At 64.6% G+C, this 16,724-nt stretch carries 16 protein-coding genes; 8 read left to right on the top strand and 8 right to left on the bottom strand.

What is annotated here, in order from left to right:
• Positions 1-97 precede the first annotated feature (97 nt).
• A complete protein-coding gene (gene holA, locus NKJ89_RS34490; protein WP_352608891.1) occupies positions 98-1,144 on the bottom strand; it encodes a DNA polymerase III subunit delta in 1,047 nt (348 codons plus the stop codon).
• A 495-nt stretch (positions 1,145-1,639) separates the two neighbouring features.
• On the opposite strand from holA, the gene NKJ89_RS34485 reads away from it, so the two are divergent.
• From NKJ89_RS34485 to lpdA, 4 genes are all read left to right on the top strand, one after another.
• Entirely contained in the window at positions 1,640-2,872 is a 1,233-nt protein-coding gene (locus NKJ89_RS34485) for a thiamine pyrophosphate-dependent enzyme (RefSeq protein ID WP_352608890.1), read from the top strand.
• Between the two features lie 3 nt (positions 2,873-2,875).
• Positions 2,876-3,889: an alpha-ketoacid dehydrogenase subunit beta gene (locus NKJ89_RS34480; protein ID WP_352608888.1), complete on the top strand. Its 1,014-nt coding sequence runs from the start codon at positions 2,876-2,878 to the stop codon at positions 3,887-3,889.
• A gap of 1 nt (position 3,890) precedes the next feature.
• Positions 3,891-5,297 carry a dihydrolipoamide acetyltransferase family protein gene (locus tag NKJ89_RS34475; RefSeq protein WP_352608887.1) on the top strand — a complete coding sequence of 469 codons (1,407 nt, stop codon included), beginning with the start codon at positions 3,891-3,893 and terminating at the stop codon, positions 5,295-5,297.
• Between the two features lie 329 nt (positions 5,298-5,626).
• Complete coding sequence (gene lpdA, locus NKJ89_RS34470; RefSeq protein ID WP_352608886.1) at positions 5,627-7,018, top strand: dihydrolipoyl dehydrogenase; 1,392 nt, start codon at positions 5,627-5,629, stop codon at positions 7,016-7,018.
• A gap of 174 nt (positions 7,019-7,192) precedes the next feature.
• On the opposite strand, the gene NKJ89_RS34465 is transcribed toward lpdA, so the two are convergent.
• A complete protein-coding gene (locus NKJ89_RS34465; RefSeq protein WP_352608885.1) occupies positions 7,193-8,296 on the bottom strand; it encodes a saccharopine dehydrogenase family protein in 1,104 nt (367 codons plus the stop codon).
• Positions 8,297-8,483: 187 nt separating this feature from the next.
• On the opposite strand from NKJ89_RS34465, the gene NKJ89_RS34460 reads away from it, so the two are divergent.
• Complete coding sequence (locus NKJ89_RS34460) at positions 8,484-8,912, top strand: Lrp/AsnC family transcriptional regulator (protein ID WP_352608884.1); 429 nt, start codon at positions 8,484-8,486, stop codon at positions 8,910-8,912.
• A gap of 206 nt (positions 8,913-9,118) precedes the next feature.
• Here NKJ89_RS34460 and NKJ89_RS34455 read toward each other — a convergent pair whose 3' ends face one another.
• The 3 genes from NKJ89_RS34455 to NKJ89_RS34445 all read right to left on the bottom strand — a co-directional run bounded on the left by NKJ89_RS34455 (position 9,119) and on the right by NKJ89_RS34445 (position 12,091).
• Positions 9,119-10,489 carry a HAMP domain-containing sensor histidine kinase gene (locus NKJ89_RS34455; RefSeq protein ID WP_352608883.1) on the bottom strand — a complete coding sequence of 457 codons (1,371 nt, stop codon included), beginning with the start codon at positions 10,487-10,489 and terminating at the stop codon, positions 9,119-9,121.
• Positions 10,486-11,163 carry a winged helix-turn-helix domain-containing protein gene (locus tag NKJ89_RS34450; protein WP_352608882.1) on the bottom strand — a complete coding sequence of 226 codons (678 nt, stop codon included), beginning with the start codon at positions 11,161-11,163 and terminating at the stop codon, positions 10,486-10,488. The genes NKJ89_RS34455 and NKJ89_RS34450 overlap by 4 nt, the downstream gene beginning before the upstream one ends.
• Before the next feature lie 136 nt (positions 11,164-11,299).
• On the bottom strand, positions 11,300-12,091 hold the full coding sequence (locus NKJ89_RS34445) for a COG4705 family protein (protein ID WP_023763079.1): 792 nt from the start codon (positions 12,089-12,091) through the stop codon (positions 11,300-11,302).
• A gap of 255 nt (positions 12,092-12,346) precedes the next feature.
• Here NKJ89_RS34445 and NKJ89_RS34440 point away from each other — a divergent pair, with 255 nt between their 5' ends.
• Positions 12,347-12,982 (top strand): methyltransferase family protein, encoded by a 636-nt coding sequence (locus tag NKJ89_RS34440; RefSeq protein ID WP_352608881.1) that lies wholly within the window; start codon positions 12,347-12,349, stop codon positions 12,980-12,982.
• On the opposite strand, the gene NKJ89_RS34435 is transcribed toward NKJ89_RS34440, so the two are convergent.
• The 3 genes from NKJ89_RS34435 to NKJ89_RS34425 form a co-directional block, all read right to left on the bottom strand.
• Positions 12,983-13,195: a hypothetical protein gene (locus tag NKJ89_RS34435; RefSeq protein WP_023763077.1), complete on the bottom strand. Its 213-nt coding sequence runs from the start codon at positions 13,193-13,195 to the stop codon at positions 12,983-12,985.
• A complete protein-coding gene (locus NKJ89_RS34430) occupies positions 13,192-13,947 on the bottom strand; it encodes a COG4280 domain-containing protein (protein ID WP_023763076.1) in 756 nt (251 codons plus the stop codon). The genes NKJ89_RS34435 and NKJ89_RS34430 overlap by 4 nt, the downstream gene beginning before the upstream one ends.
• Positions 13,948-14,173: 226 nt before the next feature.
• A complete protein-coding gene (locus NKJ89_RS34425; protein WP_352608880.1) occupies positions 14,174-14,659 on the bottom strand; it encodes a hypothetical protein in 486 nt (161 codons plus the stop codon).
• Between the two features lie 159 nt (positions 14,660-14,818).
• Here NKJ89_RS34425 and NKJ89_RS34420 point away from each other — a divergent pair, with 159 nt between their 5' ends.
• Positions 14,819-15,235: a RidA family protein gene (locus tag NKJ89_RS34420; RefSeq protein ID WP_050589621.1), complete on the top strand. Its 417-nt coding sequence runs from the start codon at positions 14,819-14,821 to the stop codon at positions 15,233-15,235.
• A gap of 26 nt (positions 15,236-15,261) precedes the next feature.
• Entirely contained in the window at positions 15,262-16,497 is a 1,236-nt protein-coding gene (locus NKJ89_RS34415; RefSeq protein ID WP_352608879.1) for an amidohydrolase/deacetylase family metallohydrolase, read from the top strand.
• Positions 16,498-16,724 lie beyond the last annotated feature (227 nt).

Below are 16,724 nucleotides of genomic sequence, written 5' to 3'. Positions count from 1 at the left end.
CTCTTCAAAGAGAAGGCCCCTAAAGAATCAACCTTTCCACTCAACGCAAGACTTACTCTTACTCATATGCGATTCCCCTGCCCTCGAGGGGGGGAGATCAGGCGCGCTGTGCCAATCGGCTGCTTTCCACCACAATGCCAAGCAGCGCCTGTCGCGCCAGCGCGACCGATAGATCCGGCCTTCGCCGCGTCTGCAGGACCGCCGTCTGCAGGCGCGTTAGTGCGCGGCCGAGCGCTTCGGTGCTCCAGCGCTCCAGCGCCTTCTCCACCAGCTTGCGGCGCGAAAAAAACACTAGTGGACGGGCGGCGGCAACGACGGAAGCCGCATTGCGGCCGCCCGAATCCATCTGGCCCCGCATGGCCTGGATCTGCTGCAACTGCCGCATCGCCGAGGACAGCACCAGGAAGGGCTGTCCGCCGGACTGGCAATGCCGCGTGAAGGCGGTGTCGAAGTCGCCGATCTTGCCTTCGAGCAGTGCGTCGACCGCGTCATCGAAGGAGGCGCCGGAAACGTCACCCGACATCGCCTTGACCTCTTCAAGGCCGATCTCCTGCTGGCCATGGGCGTAGAGCACGAGCTTCTCGATCTCGCCGCGCGAGGCCAGCCGGTCGCCGCCGAGATTGCGGCGCAGCGCCTGTCTCGCCTCCATGGTCATCGACATGCCGACCTTGCGCAACTCGTCGTCGATGACGGCGTCGATGTCGCGGGCCTCGTCGGCATAGCAAGGCAAAGCCATGGCATTGTCGGCGGCCTCGACGATGGCGCGAAGCCCGACGCCCTTCTTCAGATCGCCGGCCTCGATGAGAATGATCGCATCACGTGCCGGCTCTGCCGTCAGCGCCTTGACGTCGTCGGCCAGCGCCTTCTGGCCGCTGGCATTGCGCACCCAGAGCAGCCGCCGGTCGGAAAACATCGGCACGGTGCGGGCTTCGTCGAGCAGCCGGCCCGCGTCACGGTCGACCTCCGAGCCTTCGAGCCGGACCACCGAGAAGGGATCGTCGAGCGGCAGGCCGGTCTTGCCGGCAAAAGCCTTCGCGCGCTCCGAGACGAGGCCGCGGTCGGGGCCATAAAGCAGGATAATGGAGATGCGCTGGTCCGGCCGCGCCAGCCAACCATCGACCTCATAAGCTTTCTTCTGTGCCATGGCGGGTTGGTTAGCACAGGGCGGGGTCGGCGTGAACGGGGCTGCGGTGGCTGGGGCAAAGGATGGTGCGCGTAATCTCCCCCTCGAGGGGGAGATGGCCGGCAGGCCAGAGGGGGTCGGTTCGACCGGATGCGACCTCCTTGCGGCAGATGGAGGTTGGCGCTTCACGTTGGGCGACCCCCTCTGTCGCCTTCGGCGACATCTCCCCTCGAGGGGGGAGATTAGCCGCTTCGCCGCTTTCACCTACTATCAACGCTGCAAGGTGAGCATCCACCCACCGACTTGCCTTATCTGACCGCAAACCCAGCGCAACCTTCCCCCTAATTGCGCGCCACACCCCAACATCGACAAGAAATTTCGCAGACATATCTACATCTTGGTGTTGGGGAGGCTGCATCGACCGGCGTGGCCGGGACTGAAGGCTTGCCCGACGAATTCGCACTGGCCGTGCAGATATGCAACTATCGGCGCCAGGCAACATTGGAGGACTTGGTCATGGCCGATGCTGGGATGTTGCGGTTTCACGTTCCGGAGCCGGAAGTGCGACCGGGCGGAACGCCTGACTTTTCCAATGTGCCGATCCCGAAGGCCGGCTCGGTGTCGCGCCCCGAAATCTCTGCCGATCCGCGCACCATCCGCGATCATGCCTTCTCGATCATCCGCGTGCTGAACCGCAATGGCGAAGCCGTTGGGCCCTGGGCCGGCCTGCTTTCCAGCGACGAGCTTTTGGCCGGCCTGCGCCACATGATGACGCTCAGGACCTTCGACGCGCGCATGCAGATGGCGCAGCGCCAGGGCAAGACCTCGTTTTATATGCAGAATCTGGGCGAAGAGGCGGTGTCCTGCGCCTTCCGCAAGGCGCTGGCGCCGGGCGACATGAATTTCCCGACCTATCGGCAGGCCGGCCTGCTCATCGCCGACGGCTATCCGATGGTCACGATGATGAACCAGATCTATTCCAACGAGGCGGATCCGCTGAAGGGCCGGCAATTGCCGATCATGTATTCGTCGAAAGAGCACGGCTTCTTCTCGATCTCCGGCAATCTGGCGACGCAGTATATCCAGGCGGTCGGCTGGGCGATGGCTTCGGCCATCAGCAATGATTCGAAGATCGCCGCGGCCTGGATCGGCGACGGCTCGACGGCGGAGTCCGACTTCCATTCGGCGCTGGTGTTCGCCTCCACCTACAAGGCACCCGTCGTGCTCAACGTGGTCAACAACCAGTGGGCGATCTCGACTTTCCAGGGCATCGCGCGCGGTGGCTCGGGCACGTTCGCGGCGAGGGGCCTCGGCTTCGGCATCCCGTCGCTGCGCGTCGACGGCAACGACTATCTCGCTGTCCATGCGGTCGCCAAATGGGCGGCGGAGCGTGCGCGCAGCAATCTCGGGCCAACGCTGGTCGAATATGTCACCTACCGCGCCGGCGCGCATTCGAGCTCGGACGACCCCTCCGCCTACCGGCCGAAGACCGAATCCGACGCCTGGCCGCTCGGCGACCCGATCGTGCGGCTGAAGAACCACCTCATCGCGCTCGGTGTCTGGTCGGAGGAGCGGCACACCCAGGCCGAGGCGGAAATCCTCGACACGGTGATCGCGGCGCAGAAAGAAGCGGAAAGCCACGGCACGCTGCACGCCGGCGGCAAGCCGTCGACGCGCGACATGTTCGAGGGCCTCTACGCCGAGATGCCGCCGCATCTGCGGCGCCAGCGCCAGCAGGCGGGAGTCTGAGCCATGCCGAGACGCACCATGATCGAGGCGATCCGCGACGCCATGGACGTGTCGATGGCACGCGACAGCAAAGTCGTCGTGTACGGCGAGGATGTCGGCTTCTTCGGCGGCGTCTTCCGCTGCACGCAAGGCCTGCAGGCCAAATACGGGAAGAGCCGCTGCTTCGATGCGCCGATCAGCGAATCCGGCATCGTCGGCTCGGCCATCGGCATGGCCGCCTATGGCTTGAAACCGTGCGTGGAGATTCAGTTTGCCGACTACATGTATCCGGCATACGACCAGCTGACCCAGGAAGCGGCGCGGCTGCGCTACCGCTCCAATGGCGATTTCACCTGCCCGATCGTGGTGCGGATGCCGACCGGCGGCGGCATTTTTGGCGGCCAGACGCACAGCCAGAGCCCGGAAGCGCTGTTCACCCATGTGTCGGGGCTGAAGACCGTGGTGCCGTCCAACCCGCATGACGCCAAGGGGCTGCTGATCGCGGCGATCGAGGACCCGGACCCGGTGATCTTCCTGGAGCCCAAGCGACTCTACAACGGCCCCTTCGACGGCCATCACGACCGGCCGGTGACGCCATGGTCGAAGCATGCGCTCGGCGAGGTCGCCGACGGCCACTACACGGTGCCGCTCGGCAAGGCGGCGATCCGCAGGCCAGGGTCAGCCGTCACCGTGCTCGCCTATGGCACCATGGTTTATGTCGCGCAGGCCGCCGCCGAGGAAACCGGAATCGATGCCGAGATCATCGATCTCAGGACGTTGTTGCCGCTCGACCTCGACAGCATCGTGGCTTCGGTGAAAAAAACGGGACGCTGCGTCATCGTGCACGAGGCGACACTGACCTCGGGCTTCGGCGCCGAGCTGTCGGCGCTGGTGCAGGAAAACTGTTTCTACCATCTGGAGGCGCCGGTGGCACGGGTCGCCGGCTGGGATACGCCCTATCCGCATGCGCAGGAGTGGGACTATTTCCCCGGCCCCGCCCGCGTTGGCCGCGCTCTCATCGAAACCATGGAGGCCTGAGATGGGCGAGCACATCATCAAGCTGCCCGATGTCGGCGAGGGTGTCGCCGAGGCCGAACTGGTCGAATGGCACGTCAAGGTCGGCGACATCGTGCGCGAGGACAGCGTGCTCGCCGCCGTCATGACCGACAAGGCGACGGTCGAAATTCCGTCGCCGGTCGATGGCGAAATCCTGTGGCTGGGCGCCGAGATCGGCGACACGGTGGCGATCGGCTCGCCTATCGTGCGGCTGAAGGTGGCGGGCGAGGGCAATGTTGCGGGTGGTGCGACGTCGGCAAAAGTCACGGCCGAGAGCACCCCCACCCCTAGCCCCTCCCCACAAGGGGGAGGGGGACGCGTTTCAACCACGAAGGCCGACGCCAAGTCAGCCACGTCCAAGAATGCGCCAAGAATTACCGGCGCCAGGGAATCAGATACCCGCATACGGGCGGCCGAGACAGAATCCCCCTCCCCCTTGTGGGGAGGGGCTAGGGGTGGGGGTACTGCGCCGACGTCCAGAGTTGTCGGGCCCGCCGGCGCGCCGCGTCCCGAAGGTGAAAAGCCGCTGGCGTCGCCGGCTGTTCGCCTGCGGGCGAAAGAGGCCGGCATCGATCTGCGGCAGGTTGCGGGAAGCGGCCCGGCCGGCCGCATCGGCCATGAGGACATCGATGCTTTCCTGGCACGCGGACCGCAGGTCGCCAGGATGTCCGGCCTCGCCCGCAACGACGCGGTCGAGGACATCAAGGTGGTCGGCTTGCGGCGCAAGATCGCCGAGAAGATGATGCTGTCGAAATCGCGCATCCCGCACATCACCTATGTCGAGGAGATCGACGTCACCGCGCTGGAGGAGCTGCGCGCCGCGCTCAACAAGGAGAAGCGCCCGGGCGTGGAGCGGCCGAAGCTGACGCTGCTGCCGTTCCTGATGCGGGCGATGGTCAAGGCGATATCGGACCAGCCCAATCTCAATTCGCTGTTCGACGACGAGGCCGGCATTATCCACCAGCATGGCGGCATTCATATCGGCATCGCCGCGCAGACGCCGTCGGGGCTGGTGGTGCCTGTGGTCAAGCATGCCGAGGCGCGCGACATCTGGGAGTGCGGCGCCGAGATCATCAGGCTGGCCGAGGCGGCCAAGTCGGGCACGGCAACCCGCGACGAGCTGTCCGGCTCGACCATCACCATCACCTCGCTTGGCGCCATGGGCGGCGTGGCGACGACGCCGGTCATCAATCATCCGGAAGTGGCGATCATCGGCGTCAACAAGATGATGGTGCGGCCGGTGTGGGACGGCACCCAGTTCATCCCGCGCAAGATGATGAACCTGTCGTCCAGCTTCGACCATCGCGTCATCGACGGCTGGGACGCGGCGGTGTTCATCCAGCGCATCAAGACGCTGCTGGAAACGCCGGCACTGATTTTCCTGGATTGAGGGCGGAGATGTCGGCGGGACAGCGCCCCCCTGTGCTCTGTCGGGCCGGTTTTCTTCTTACGATGTTGAAAGTTAGCGAAAGCAGTGGAGTGCGTAATCTCCCCCCTTGAGGGGGAGATGGCCGGCAGGCCAGAGGGGGTCGGTACGACTGGACGCGACCGCCTTGCGCGACAGATGCAGGCTGGCGCTCTACGCCCCGGCGACCCCCTCTGTCGCCTTCGGCGACATCTCCCCCTCGAGGGGGGAGATTACGGGCTTCAAGGGGGGCGCGAAGGATCGCTGCAGAGCGCTCTTTTCGAGCAGGCGCGACAAATAGTTAGGATGCCATCATGAAAGAAATCTCCTGCAAGCTGCTCGTCATCGGCGCCGGTCCGGGCGGCTATGTCTGCGCCATCCGTGCCGGCCAGCTCGGCGTCGACACGGTGATCGTGGAAGCCGGCAAACCGGGCGGCACCTGCCTCAATGTCGGCTGCATCCCGTCCAAGGCGCTGATCCATGCCGCGGAAGAGTTCGAGAAGGTCTTGCACATGGCCGGCGGCGAAAGCCCGCTCGGCATCTCGGTCACCGCGCCGACGCTGGACCTTGCCAAAACAATCGCCTGGAAGGACGGCATCGTCAGCCGGCTCAACAGCGGCGTCGCCGGCCTGCTCAAGAGGGCCGGCGTGAAGACCGTGCACGGCTGGGCGACTTTTCGTGACGGCAAGACCGTTGCGGTCGAGACCGAGACCGGTAGCCAAGTGATCCGCGCCGAGGCGATCGTCATCGCCACCGGCTCGGCCCCGGTCGAACTGCCGTTCCTGCCCTTTGGCGGGCCGGTGATCTCCTCCACGGAGGCTCTGGCGCTAAGCGAAATGCCGAAAAAACTCGCGGTCGTCGGTGGCGGCTATATCGGACTGGAACTCGGCATCGCCTTCGCCAAGATGGGCGCCAAAGTGACCGTGGTCGAGGCCTTGCCACGGGTGCTGGCGCAGTATGACGCCGAACTCACCCGGCCTGTGGTCAAGCGGCTCTCCGCGCTCGGCATCGAGGTGATGACGGGCGTCAAGGCGAAGGGAACCAAGGGTGGCGCGCTGCTGGTCGAGACATCCGACGGCAAGAGCACCAAGGTCGCCGCCGACAAAATCCTGGTGACGGTTGGCCGCAAGCCGGTGACTGAAGGCTGGGGGCTCGAGCAGATAGACTTCGACTTGGCGGGCAAATTCATCCGCATCGACGACCAGTGCCGCACCTCGATGCGCGGCATCTTTGCCATCGGCGACGTCACCGGCGAGCCGATGCTGGCGCACCGGGCGATGGCGCAGGGCGAAATGGTCGCCGAGATCGTTGCCGGCCACAAACGCAGCTGGGACAAGCGCTCCATTCCCGCTGTCTGCTTCACCGATCCCGAGCTGGTGACGGCAGGCCTGTCGCCGGAAGAGGCCAAGGCGCTCGGCGGCGAGTTCAAGATCGGCATGTTCCCGTTCGCCGCCAATGGCCGCGCGATGACGAAGCTCGGCGAGGACGGCTTCGTTCGCGTCGTGGCGCGGGCGGACAACCATCTGGTGCTCGGCATCCAGGCGGTCGGGCAAGGCGCGTCGGAACTGGCGGCGGCGTTTGGGCTGGCGCTTGAAATGGGCGCAAGGCTGGAGGACATCGCCGGCACCATCCATGCCCATCCGACGCAAGGCGAAGGCTTCCAGGAAGCCGCGCTCAAGGCGCTGGGGCACGCGCTGCATATTTGAGGCGGTGTGATCTCCCCCCTTGAGGGGGAGATGGCCGGCAGGCCAGAGGGGGGTCGGTTCGACTGGATGCGACCCTCCTTGCCTTGCGACAGATGGAGGTTGGCGCTTGACGCGCGGCGACCCCCCTCTGTCGCCTTCGGCGACATCTCGCCCTCAAGGGGGGAGATTAGGCGCTCAGCTTGCCAGACGGCTCGCCATCTCGTGCTGGGCATAGGCGCGGCCGAAGCGGTTGGCGAGGAAGGCGTCGAGCGCGATGTCTTCCTGCTTGACGAAGCCGGTCGCCGGCAGGCTGCCGTCGGCCAGCATGTCGAGCACGGCGCAGATGCCGGACGCGGTGGTGATCTGGATGGCGCTGCGCACCACCTGGCCAACCCGCTGGGAGTAGATCTTGTTGGCGTAGGTCTCTTGCAGCAGGCGGCCATTCTTGCGACCGGAGACGGTGACGAAGACGATGACCACGTCCTGCAGCGTCGCCGGCAGGGCGCTTTCGAAGATGTCCTTCAGCACGTCGCGGCGGTGGCGCAGGCCAAGGTCGTTGAGCAGCGCCTTCATGATGGCGGCATGGCCGGGGTAGCGGATAGTGCGGTAGTTCAGCGTGCGCACCTTGCCCTTCAGCGTCTCGGCCAGCGTGCCCAGCCCACCGGAGGTGTTGAAGGCCTCGTAGGTGACGCCGTCGAGCGAGAATTCCTCGCGCTCCTCCAGCGGCGGCACTTCGACCAGCTCGCCCTCGACGATCGCCTCGCAGGGTTCGCAATATTCGTTGATGACGCCGTCGGTGCTCCAGGTCAGATTGTAGTTCAGCGCGTTGGACGGGTACTGCGGCAGGGCACCGACGCGCATGCGCACGCTTTCCAGCGTGTCGAAGCGGCTGGCGAGGTCGTTGGCGACGATCGAGATGAAGCCCGGCGCCAGGCCGCATTGCGGGATGAAGGCGCTCTTGCCCGAGCGCGCCAGTTCCTTGACCCGGCGAGTCGAGACGACATCCTCTGTAAGATCGAGATAGTGCACGCCGGCACTGGCCGCCGCCTCGGCGATGCGCGTGGTCAAATGGAAGGGGGCGGCGCTCAGCACCGCGAACTTGCCGGCGAGGGCCGCTTCCAGCGTGCCGGATACCTCGATGTCGAGCTCCAGCGTCGCAATCCTGGCCGGCAGTTCGGCAGCAGCGAGCTGCGCCGCCGAGCGGTCGACGAGCGTGACCTGATAATCCCCGGTGGCGGCGAGCATCTCGGCAATGGTCGAGCCTATCTTGCCGGCGCCGACAACAACTACTTTCTTCATGACCGATCCCTCACATTTTCTGTTCAATGCATGTCGTTGTCCCAAACCGCTGCGCACCCTCGGGTCGGGCCCGTGGGCATGCTTTTGGGCGACATGGATGAGGATCGCAGCTTGCCCGTCGAAAGGAAGCGTGGAATTGTTCGAAGCGAAACCATGATTGCGCGATCTGCCGACAGGAATCGTCGAAATGCTCAGTGACGCCGAACAGGCCCTGCTTTCGCTGCTGCGCGAGAACGCGCGCGCCTCGACCGCCGATCTCGCGCGGCGGCTCGGCGTGTCACGCACGACCGTGCAGAGCCGGCTCGAACGGCTGGAGCAACGCGGCATCATCACAGGCTATGGTGTGCGGCTGGCGCCGGACTATGAGCAGGGGCTGGTCCGGGCGCATGTGCTGCTCACCGTGACACCCAAACTCGCCGACAAGGTGGTGCGCGGCCTGCGCGCACTGGCACCGGTCAGGACGCTCCATTCGGTCAGCGGCAATTTCGACATGATCGTCATCGTCGACGCGCCGTCGATCCGCGATCTCGACCTGCTGCTCGACCTGATCGGCGCCATGGACGGGGTCGAGCGGACCTTGTCTTCGATCATCCTGTCGACGCGGATCGATCGGTGAGGGCGGGGAGCGGTGAAGCTGCTGATCTCCCCCCTTGCGGGGGAGATGGCCGGCAGGCCAGAGGGGGGTGTACAGGCGCCAACCTTGCCCAGTTGTTTTGACGTGATGCCAGAAATCGGCAGGTCGGCAGGACAGCACCCCCCTCTGCCTTGCCAGGCATCTCCCCCGCAAGGGGGGAGATCGGCCGTCATTTCGGCTTTCGCCTATCAATCCATTACTATCGGAAAGCTCACCGCCACGGCTAGGCCGGGCCGGCAATCCTCGAGCGTAATCGATGCGCCATGCAGATCGGCGACGGCCCTGACAAGGCTCAAACCCAGTCCGCTGCCCGGTGTCGAGCGGCTGTGGTCGAGCCGGTAGAGCCGCTGGAAGACCTTGTCGCGCTCGTCGGCGGGAATGCCGGGACCGCTGTCGGCGACGCTGGCGACAACGCGGTCGCCCCGGCGCGTCACCGACAGTTTGATGGACGTGCCTGATGGACAATGGCGCAGCGCGTTCTCGACCAGATTGGCGAACATCTGCGTCAACAGCTCGCGATCGCCGTGGATCCGGTCCGTCGTTTCCTGCCATTGCGCCAACGACAGCGATTTTCCGTCGTCCTCGGCCACGTCGGTGTAGATCTCGGCGATGGTTTGCAGCACCTCGCCAAGATCGACATCGCTGAACCGCGCCCGGCGCGCGCCGGCCTCGATCTGGGCGATGCGCAGCAGCGCGTCGAAGGTCTCGTTGATCTGCAGGCTCTCGGCATGCGCCTCGGCCAGCTCACCGGCGATTTTTTGACCGGACAGGTTCTTTTCGGACGCGCTGTCGAGGATCATCTGCAGCCGGTTGAGCGGCGTCTTCAGATCGTGCGCGATGTTGGCGCTGACCTGTTTCATGCCTTCCACCAGCGACGAAAGTCGATCGAGCGCGGCGTTGACCTGGGTTGAGACGATGTCGATATCGTCGCCCTTGCCAGTCAGCGGAATGCGGGTGTCCAGCCGTCCATGCGAGACATCCACCATGGTGGCGGCGATGCCGTCGAGACGGCGCTGGACACGTGAGGCAAGCAGGGCGCCACCGGCGACCGCCAGCCCGGTGATGATGAGCGTCCCCCAGCCGAAGCTCATCAGCACGATCGTCTCCAGCTCCTCCGTCTCGGAAAGGCTGAAGGCGACGGTCAAGGTGTTGCCGCCGACCGGACCGGAATAGGCGCGGTACTCGGCGCCGGGCGGCACCCCGGGCATCTCGGCATCGAACATCGAGAAGCCGTCGGGAAGCCCCGCCGCGGTGAAATTGCCGGCCAGGCGGTTGCCGGCCGCGTCGGTCAGCGAAAATAGCTGCTCCTTCTTGAGGCTGCGCATGGAGTGGCTGCCGACGGTCTCCACCAGCTCCTTGAGATCATTGTCGCCATAGGTCGCGGCGACGACCGCGTAAGTCTCCTTGATGGTGTCGTCGAGCCGCTCGGCAAGATCGGCGCTCATCATCTGGTAGACGATGGCGCCCGATAGCACGAAGGCCAGCACGAACAGGAAGGCGAAGGTCAAGGCAAGCCGGAACGGCGTGCTGCGCAGCAGGCGGGACCATGTTCCGGTCATGACGGCGCGTGCAGGCTGTAGCCGGTGTTGCGGACCGTATGGATGAGCTGGGTTCCGAAGGGTTTGTCGACCTTGGCCCGTAGCCGGCTGATATGGGTTTCAACGACGCTGGTCCTGGGATCGAAATGAAAATCCCAGACACGCTCCAGAAGCATGGTGCGGGTGATGACGCGGCCCTCGCCGCGCATCAACACTTCCAGCAGGCTGAACTCCCTCGGCTGCAGGTCGATCGGCTGGCCCCGCCTGATAACGCGGCGCATGATCAGGTCCATCTCCAGATCGGCAACCCGCAGAACGGTCTTCTGCTCCTGCGCCGCCGGCCGGCGGCCAAGCGCATTGATGCGGGCGAGAAGCTCGGAAAAGGCGAAGGGCTTGACCAAATAATCGTCACCGCCCGCCTCGAGCCCTTCGACGCGGTCGTCGACGCCGCCGACGGAGGTGAGAAAGATCGCCGGCGTCCCCACGCCGGCTGCGCGAACCGACTTGATCATCGACAGGCCGTCGAGACCGGGGATCATGCGATCGGCGATAATCACGTCATAGTTGCCGCTGGTCGCCGCGAAAAGCCCGTCATGGCCGTTGCGAAGCAGGTCGCAGACATGGCCGGCCTCGGTCAGCCCCCTGACGATGTAGTCAGCCGTCCTGTGGTCGTCCTCGACGAGAAGCAGTCGCATGAAAGGTCCGGTCCGTTGCCGAGATTGGCAAGCTACCACCGGCATGGGGCCGTTCCTAGGATGTCACGAGCGCGCAGGGGTTCGGAGCGCTGCCAAGGCATACGGTCGGTCAACGCAAGCACATCCGCGCCCTGAGTCAGTCCGATTCCAGCAGGATTTTGTCGGCTTCGTCGCCCATCAGGGTCATGTGGAGGACGACGGCAATGATGCCGCCGAGGAAGAGCAGGCTGGTGAAGGTGGTGCCGAAGCCCAGGCCGCCATGCCCGGTCGACCGCGACAGCAGGTCGCCGAAGGAGGCGCCAAGCGGCCGCGTCAGGATGTAGGCGAGCCAGAAGGCCAGGATGCTGTCCAGATCGAGCAGCCAGTAGGCGAGCGTGATGAGCGCGATGACGCCGCCGAACAGCAGCCCCGTGGTGAGGTAGCCCATGTCGAAGCTTTCGGCGACGAGATCGCCGGCGGCGGTGCCGAGCGAGAAGGTCAAGAGGATCGCCAGCCAGTAGAAGATCTCGCGCCTGGTGGTGAAGATGGTGTGGATCGACAGCGTCCTTTCGCTGGCGTACCAGACCGCGAATGTCGCGGCGAGCGCCACCGAGAAGGCAATTGTCGTCGTCTCAAGGCGTACGCCGAAAGTGTCGACGAGGTTGTCCGTCACCAGCGTGCCGACGACGCTGACCAGTACCACCGCCAGCCAGTATGCCCATGGGACGTAGCGTTTCTGCGCGAATTGGGCGACAAGCGCGGCTACCAGGACGCCGCTCATGACCAGCAATGTGACGGTCAACCCAAGCCCAAGGTTGACGGCGAGATAGTCGGCTGCGGTCTCGCCTGTGGTGACCGCCATCAGTTTGACAAGCCAGAAGTCGAGCGTGACGTCGGGAACCCTGTTCTGGGTCGGCGCGGCGGGTTGTTGTCTGTTGGGCGAGAGCATGGCGGATATCCCGAAATCTTCGATCGCGGCGCAGCAGAGCCGAGCCGGCATGCCGCACCGTAGGCAGCAGAGTTCACCTCAGCCTGTCCTGCGGCATACAAATTCGTAAGAATGGGCATGGGCTGCGCAAAAGACCTTTACGAATGCCTCGCGATGCGCTGATGAAATGCGAGGGCCTTGCATCCGCCATCAATGTGGTGATCAGTGCTCCGAAACTTGGCCAATGCCCGCTTTGGAAGCCCAAGGAAAACAAGAATGACCTACGCTTCCCTCAAGCCGGTTTCACGGGCCTTCGACCAGCGCAAGCGGTTGATCTTCGTGCGGGTCGCGGCGGTGCTGGCGGTGCTGCTCCTGTTTCTCACCAAACCTGGGTTGACGGAGGGCTCGGACGGGCACGAAGCGCTCGAACTTCTCGGCTTGTGCCTGGTGCTTGTCTGCGTCGTCGGGCGGCTCTGGAGCATCCTCTATGTCGGCGGCAAAAAGAACCAGGAACTGGTCTCGACGGGACCGTTCTCGACAACGCAGAACCCGCTCTACTTCTTCTCGACGATCGGCGCGATCGGCATCGGATTGGTCTACGGCTCGATGTTTGCAGCGCTGGCGTTGGGCCTTGCGAGTTTTTTCATCTTTCGCGCCACGGCGCGCAAGGAAGCCGAATTTCTGCTGGGCAAATTCGGCCCGGTCTATCTTGCCTATATCAAGATCACGCCCCGGTTCTGGCCAAATCCCTTTCTGTACCACGACCATGACGAGCTGCAGTTCTCGACGCGGGCGCTCAAGCGGACATTTTTGGACGGCCTCTATTTCCTCGCCATCTTCCCGGCCGTCGAACTGGTCGAGCATTTCAGGGCGACCGGCCTGTTGTTCCCAGCCTTCGTCACGCTCTACTGATCAGCGCCGCCGCACCGCTGCCCGCCGCGCGCTGTGCGCCAGAATAGCCAGGCAGCCGATCGGCAGCAGGATGCCGCCGAGCCGTGGCGGCAGCGCCAGCAGCTTCACCGCTGCCGTGACCGCCGCTATCAGGATCAGCGCCAGCAGCGCCAGACTGCCGTCGTCCATGAACATGCCGATAAGCTCCTTGAGAGCGATGCGCACGACGCTCATCGAAGGTGTTCTCCGGTTGGAGCGCGATGGGTGTCGCGCAACCAGTGGACGATGGCAAAGGATGCGAGCGCCATGACCGCGAAGATCGCCAGCAATGTGAGATCGGCACCGGGCCAGTCGGCGCCAATACCTTCACCGGTCCAGAAAATGCCAAAGCTGGTCAGCATCACGCCGACGACGAACTTCAGCGCGTTTTCAGGAACGCGTGCCAATGGACGATGGACGGCGAGGCCGATGATCATCACCAGGACGAACGCTGCCAGCGCCCCAAGGCCGGCGTTGAGTGTTTGTCCATGTGCGCCGCCAACCGCGATGACGATGAACACCACCTCGACACCTTCCAGCAGCACCGCCTTGAATGCCGCCAGCCCGGCCAGGTAGTCCGCGCGGCGGTCGCCGGCCTGTTGGCGAAGTGCCGCGGTTTCCTTCGAGAACGCCGCCTCCTCGTCATGCAGCGGGACGATCCCGACGCTGCGCAGAATGGCCTTGCGCAGCCACCGCATGCCGAACAGGATGAGCAGGACGCCGACCGTGAATTGCAGCGCGGTGATGGGAACAAGCGCCAGCAACGGCCCGAAAGCCAGCACGAGCGCCGCCAGGAGTGCCAGCGCCAATGCAGCGCCGGTCAATGCCGGCCGCCAGCCTCGGGTCAAGCCGACCGCGAGCACGATTGTGAAGGCTTCGACCACCTCAACGAACGAGCCGAGAAAGGCCGCGCTTACGGTGGAAACCAACGGTGCGAAATCAGTCATGGCTGCTGTCCCCGCAGGAATGCAGGCTTTTCTACCATAGACATTGCCGCGGCGCCCAACAGCATTCTTACAAATCCGTATGCAGCAGGGCGGCCGAGGCCTGACCCACGGCAGGCATAGTTAACCGGCTAATGGTGGCGACCTCGCCGTCGCGGTCGCGGCTCGCCAGCTATTTGTTTTTGCTCAGTTCCCCATGGAAAGCGCAAAAAAACTTTCCCGGAATTGCCTAGCCGCCGAGCGGATGCGGCATGTAGCCGACAAAACCCGCGATCTTCCAGCTGCCGCCGACCCTGGTGCAGAAATACAGCGTCTGCCACTTCAGCCTGTCGACGCTGCCGTCCGCCTTGGCGACCGAGCCGTCGAATTTCTTGTGCAGCACGGCGCGGTCGCCGTCGACATCGATGTCGCGCATGTTGGTGACGCGAAACAGCGCCTCGCGCAGCGGCTCGGCGAATTTTGTCGCCGCGGTCTCCTTGGCCTGACGCAGCCACTCGTCGCGATAGACTTCCAGCCGCGGAAACTGCAGCCGCCAGGCGTCGGCATTGCTGAGGAAATGCGCGTGCATGCCGAAGAAGCTTTCGGTCACGAAATCGTTCTCGACCATCGCCCAGTCCTGGCCGATGAAGGCGTCGATGTCGCGCCGCACCAGCATTTCCCATAGCGCGTGGCGATCGGCATCGCCTGCCGGAAACGGGTTCTTGTCGTAGGTCATTGCTGTTGTCTCCGGTCTGCCAAACGCGTCTTTCCGTTGCGGCCTACAAGGCGGCCCGATTGGGCGCACGATGCAAGCGCTTCTGTAATAAAGCAACATGAATTCCCTGGAATGTTGCTTTCCAACAAAGTTCTATGAGGATCGTCCCGATCGGGGTAAATGTCGACGCAAGCGGGTGCATCCCGTCCCTGTACCAGAGGAGGTTATCCCTTGCCCAAGCAGACTTTCGGAACATCCCATGTGCCGTTGTCGCCAGCCGTGCGGGCCGGCGATCTCGTCTACATCTCCGGCCAGGTGCCCATCGGCAGCGATGGCATCGTGGTCAAGGGCGGCATTTCGGAACAAACCGAACAGGTGCTCGCCAATGTGAAGGCGGCACTGGCGCTCGCCGGCTGCACCCTGGACGATGTGGTCAAGACCACGGTCTGGCTGGAAGATGCGCGCGATTTCGGCGCCTTCAACGCGGTCTATGCCAGGCACTTTCCGAAGAACCCGCCGGCCCGCACCACGGTCGAATCGCGGCTGATGATCGATATCAAGATCGAACTCGAGGCGGTCGCCTACCGGCCTCTGTAAGCGAACGGCGAACCGGAGTGGCCTCAATGCAATTCGACCTCCTGCTTAAGGGTGGACGGCTGATCGATCCGGCGCCCGGCATCGACGCGCCGCGCGATGTCGCCATTGCCAATGGCCGGGTCGCCGCGATCGACGCCGATATCCCAGCCGACCGCGCCGCGCAGGTCGTCGATACCGGCGGCTGCATCGTCACATCGGGCCTCGTCGACCTGCACAGCCACGTTTATTGGGGTGGCACCTCGCTCGGCGTCGATGCCGATCGGCTGGCCGCCAAGAGCGGCACCACCACTTTCATCGATGCGGGCAGCGCGGGAGCCGGCAATTTCCTCGGCTTTCGCCGCCACGTCATGGAGCGATCGAAGGTCCGCATCCTGGCCTATGTCAACATTTCCTTTGCCGGCATTTTTGGCTTCTCGCAGACCGTAGCGGTCGGCGAATGCAGCGATCTCAGGCTGTGCGAACCGCGCGAGGTGGTCGCGGCAGTGCGCGAACATCGCGACGTCGTGGTCGGCGTAAAGGTCCGCTCCGGCAAGCATGCCGGCGGCACCAGCGGCATCGCGCCGGTCGACCTCGCGCTGGAGGCCGCCGACCAGTCCGGCCTGCCGCTGATGGCGCATATCGACGAGCCGCCTCCAGGGCGCTCGGAAGTACTGCCGCGCCTGCGCAAGGGCGATATCCTCACCCACTGTTTCCGGCCGTTTCCCAATGCGCCGGTGTTCGCCTCCGGCGCTGTGCGGCCAGACATGCGGCTGGCGCGAGAGCGCGGCGTCATCTTCGATCTTGGCCATGGCATGGGCTCGTTCGATTTCGCGGTCGCGCGGGCCATGCTCGAGGAAGGGTTGGCGCCCGACGTGATCAGCAGCGACGTGCATCTCTACTGCGTCGACGGGCCGGCCTTCGACATCCTGGTCTGCATGTCGAAGCTGCTGGCACTCGGCATGCCACTGGTCGAGGTTTTGAGCGCCGCGACGCAAACGCCGGCGCGGGCGATCGCGCGGCCCGATCTCGGCACGCTGGCGGTCGGCACCGTCGGCGATGTCGCCGTGCTGCGGCAGCGCCCGGGCCGCTTCACCTTCGTCGACGCGGTCGGCGCATCGCTGGTCGCCGACCAGCGGTTGGTCTGCGAAGGCATCGCCATCGGCGGCACCTGGTGGCCAAACGAGGCGGTGAACGACGTCAGCGAGACCGAGCGTTTCGAGCCGCATGGGTCGCACACGCATGTCGAGGTGGCGGCGCGGCATTTCGGGCACCGGCACGATTAGCTGATCTCCCCCCTTGAGGGGGAGATGGCCGGCAGGCCAGAGGGGGTCGGTTCGACTGGATGCGACCTGCTTGTGGCAGATGGAGGTTGGAGCTTTACGTGAAGCGACCCCCTCTGTCGCCTTCGGCGACATCTCCCCCTCGAGGGCAGGGCTATCGCATATGAGTAAAGAGGCTAAGCAGGTTTTGATCGGCCCATCGTGCCTTGAGTCGTTTGTGGCTGAGCGGG

The organism is Mesorhizobium sp. M0047 (assembly GCF_040323315.1).
Taxonomy (GTDB): Bacteria; Pseudomonadota; Alphaproteobacteria; order Rhizobiales; family Rhizobiaceae; genus Mesorhizobium.
Note: the sequence above shows the minus strand (reverse complement) of the source record. Positions and strands in the feature narration are given on the sequence as shown.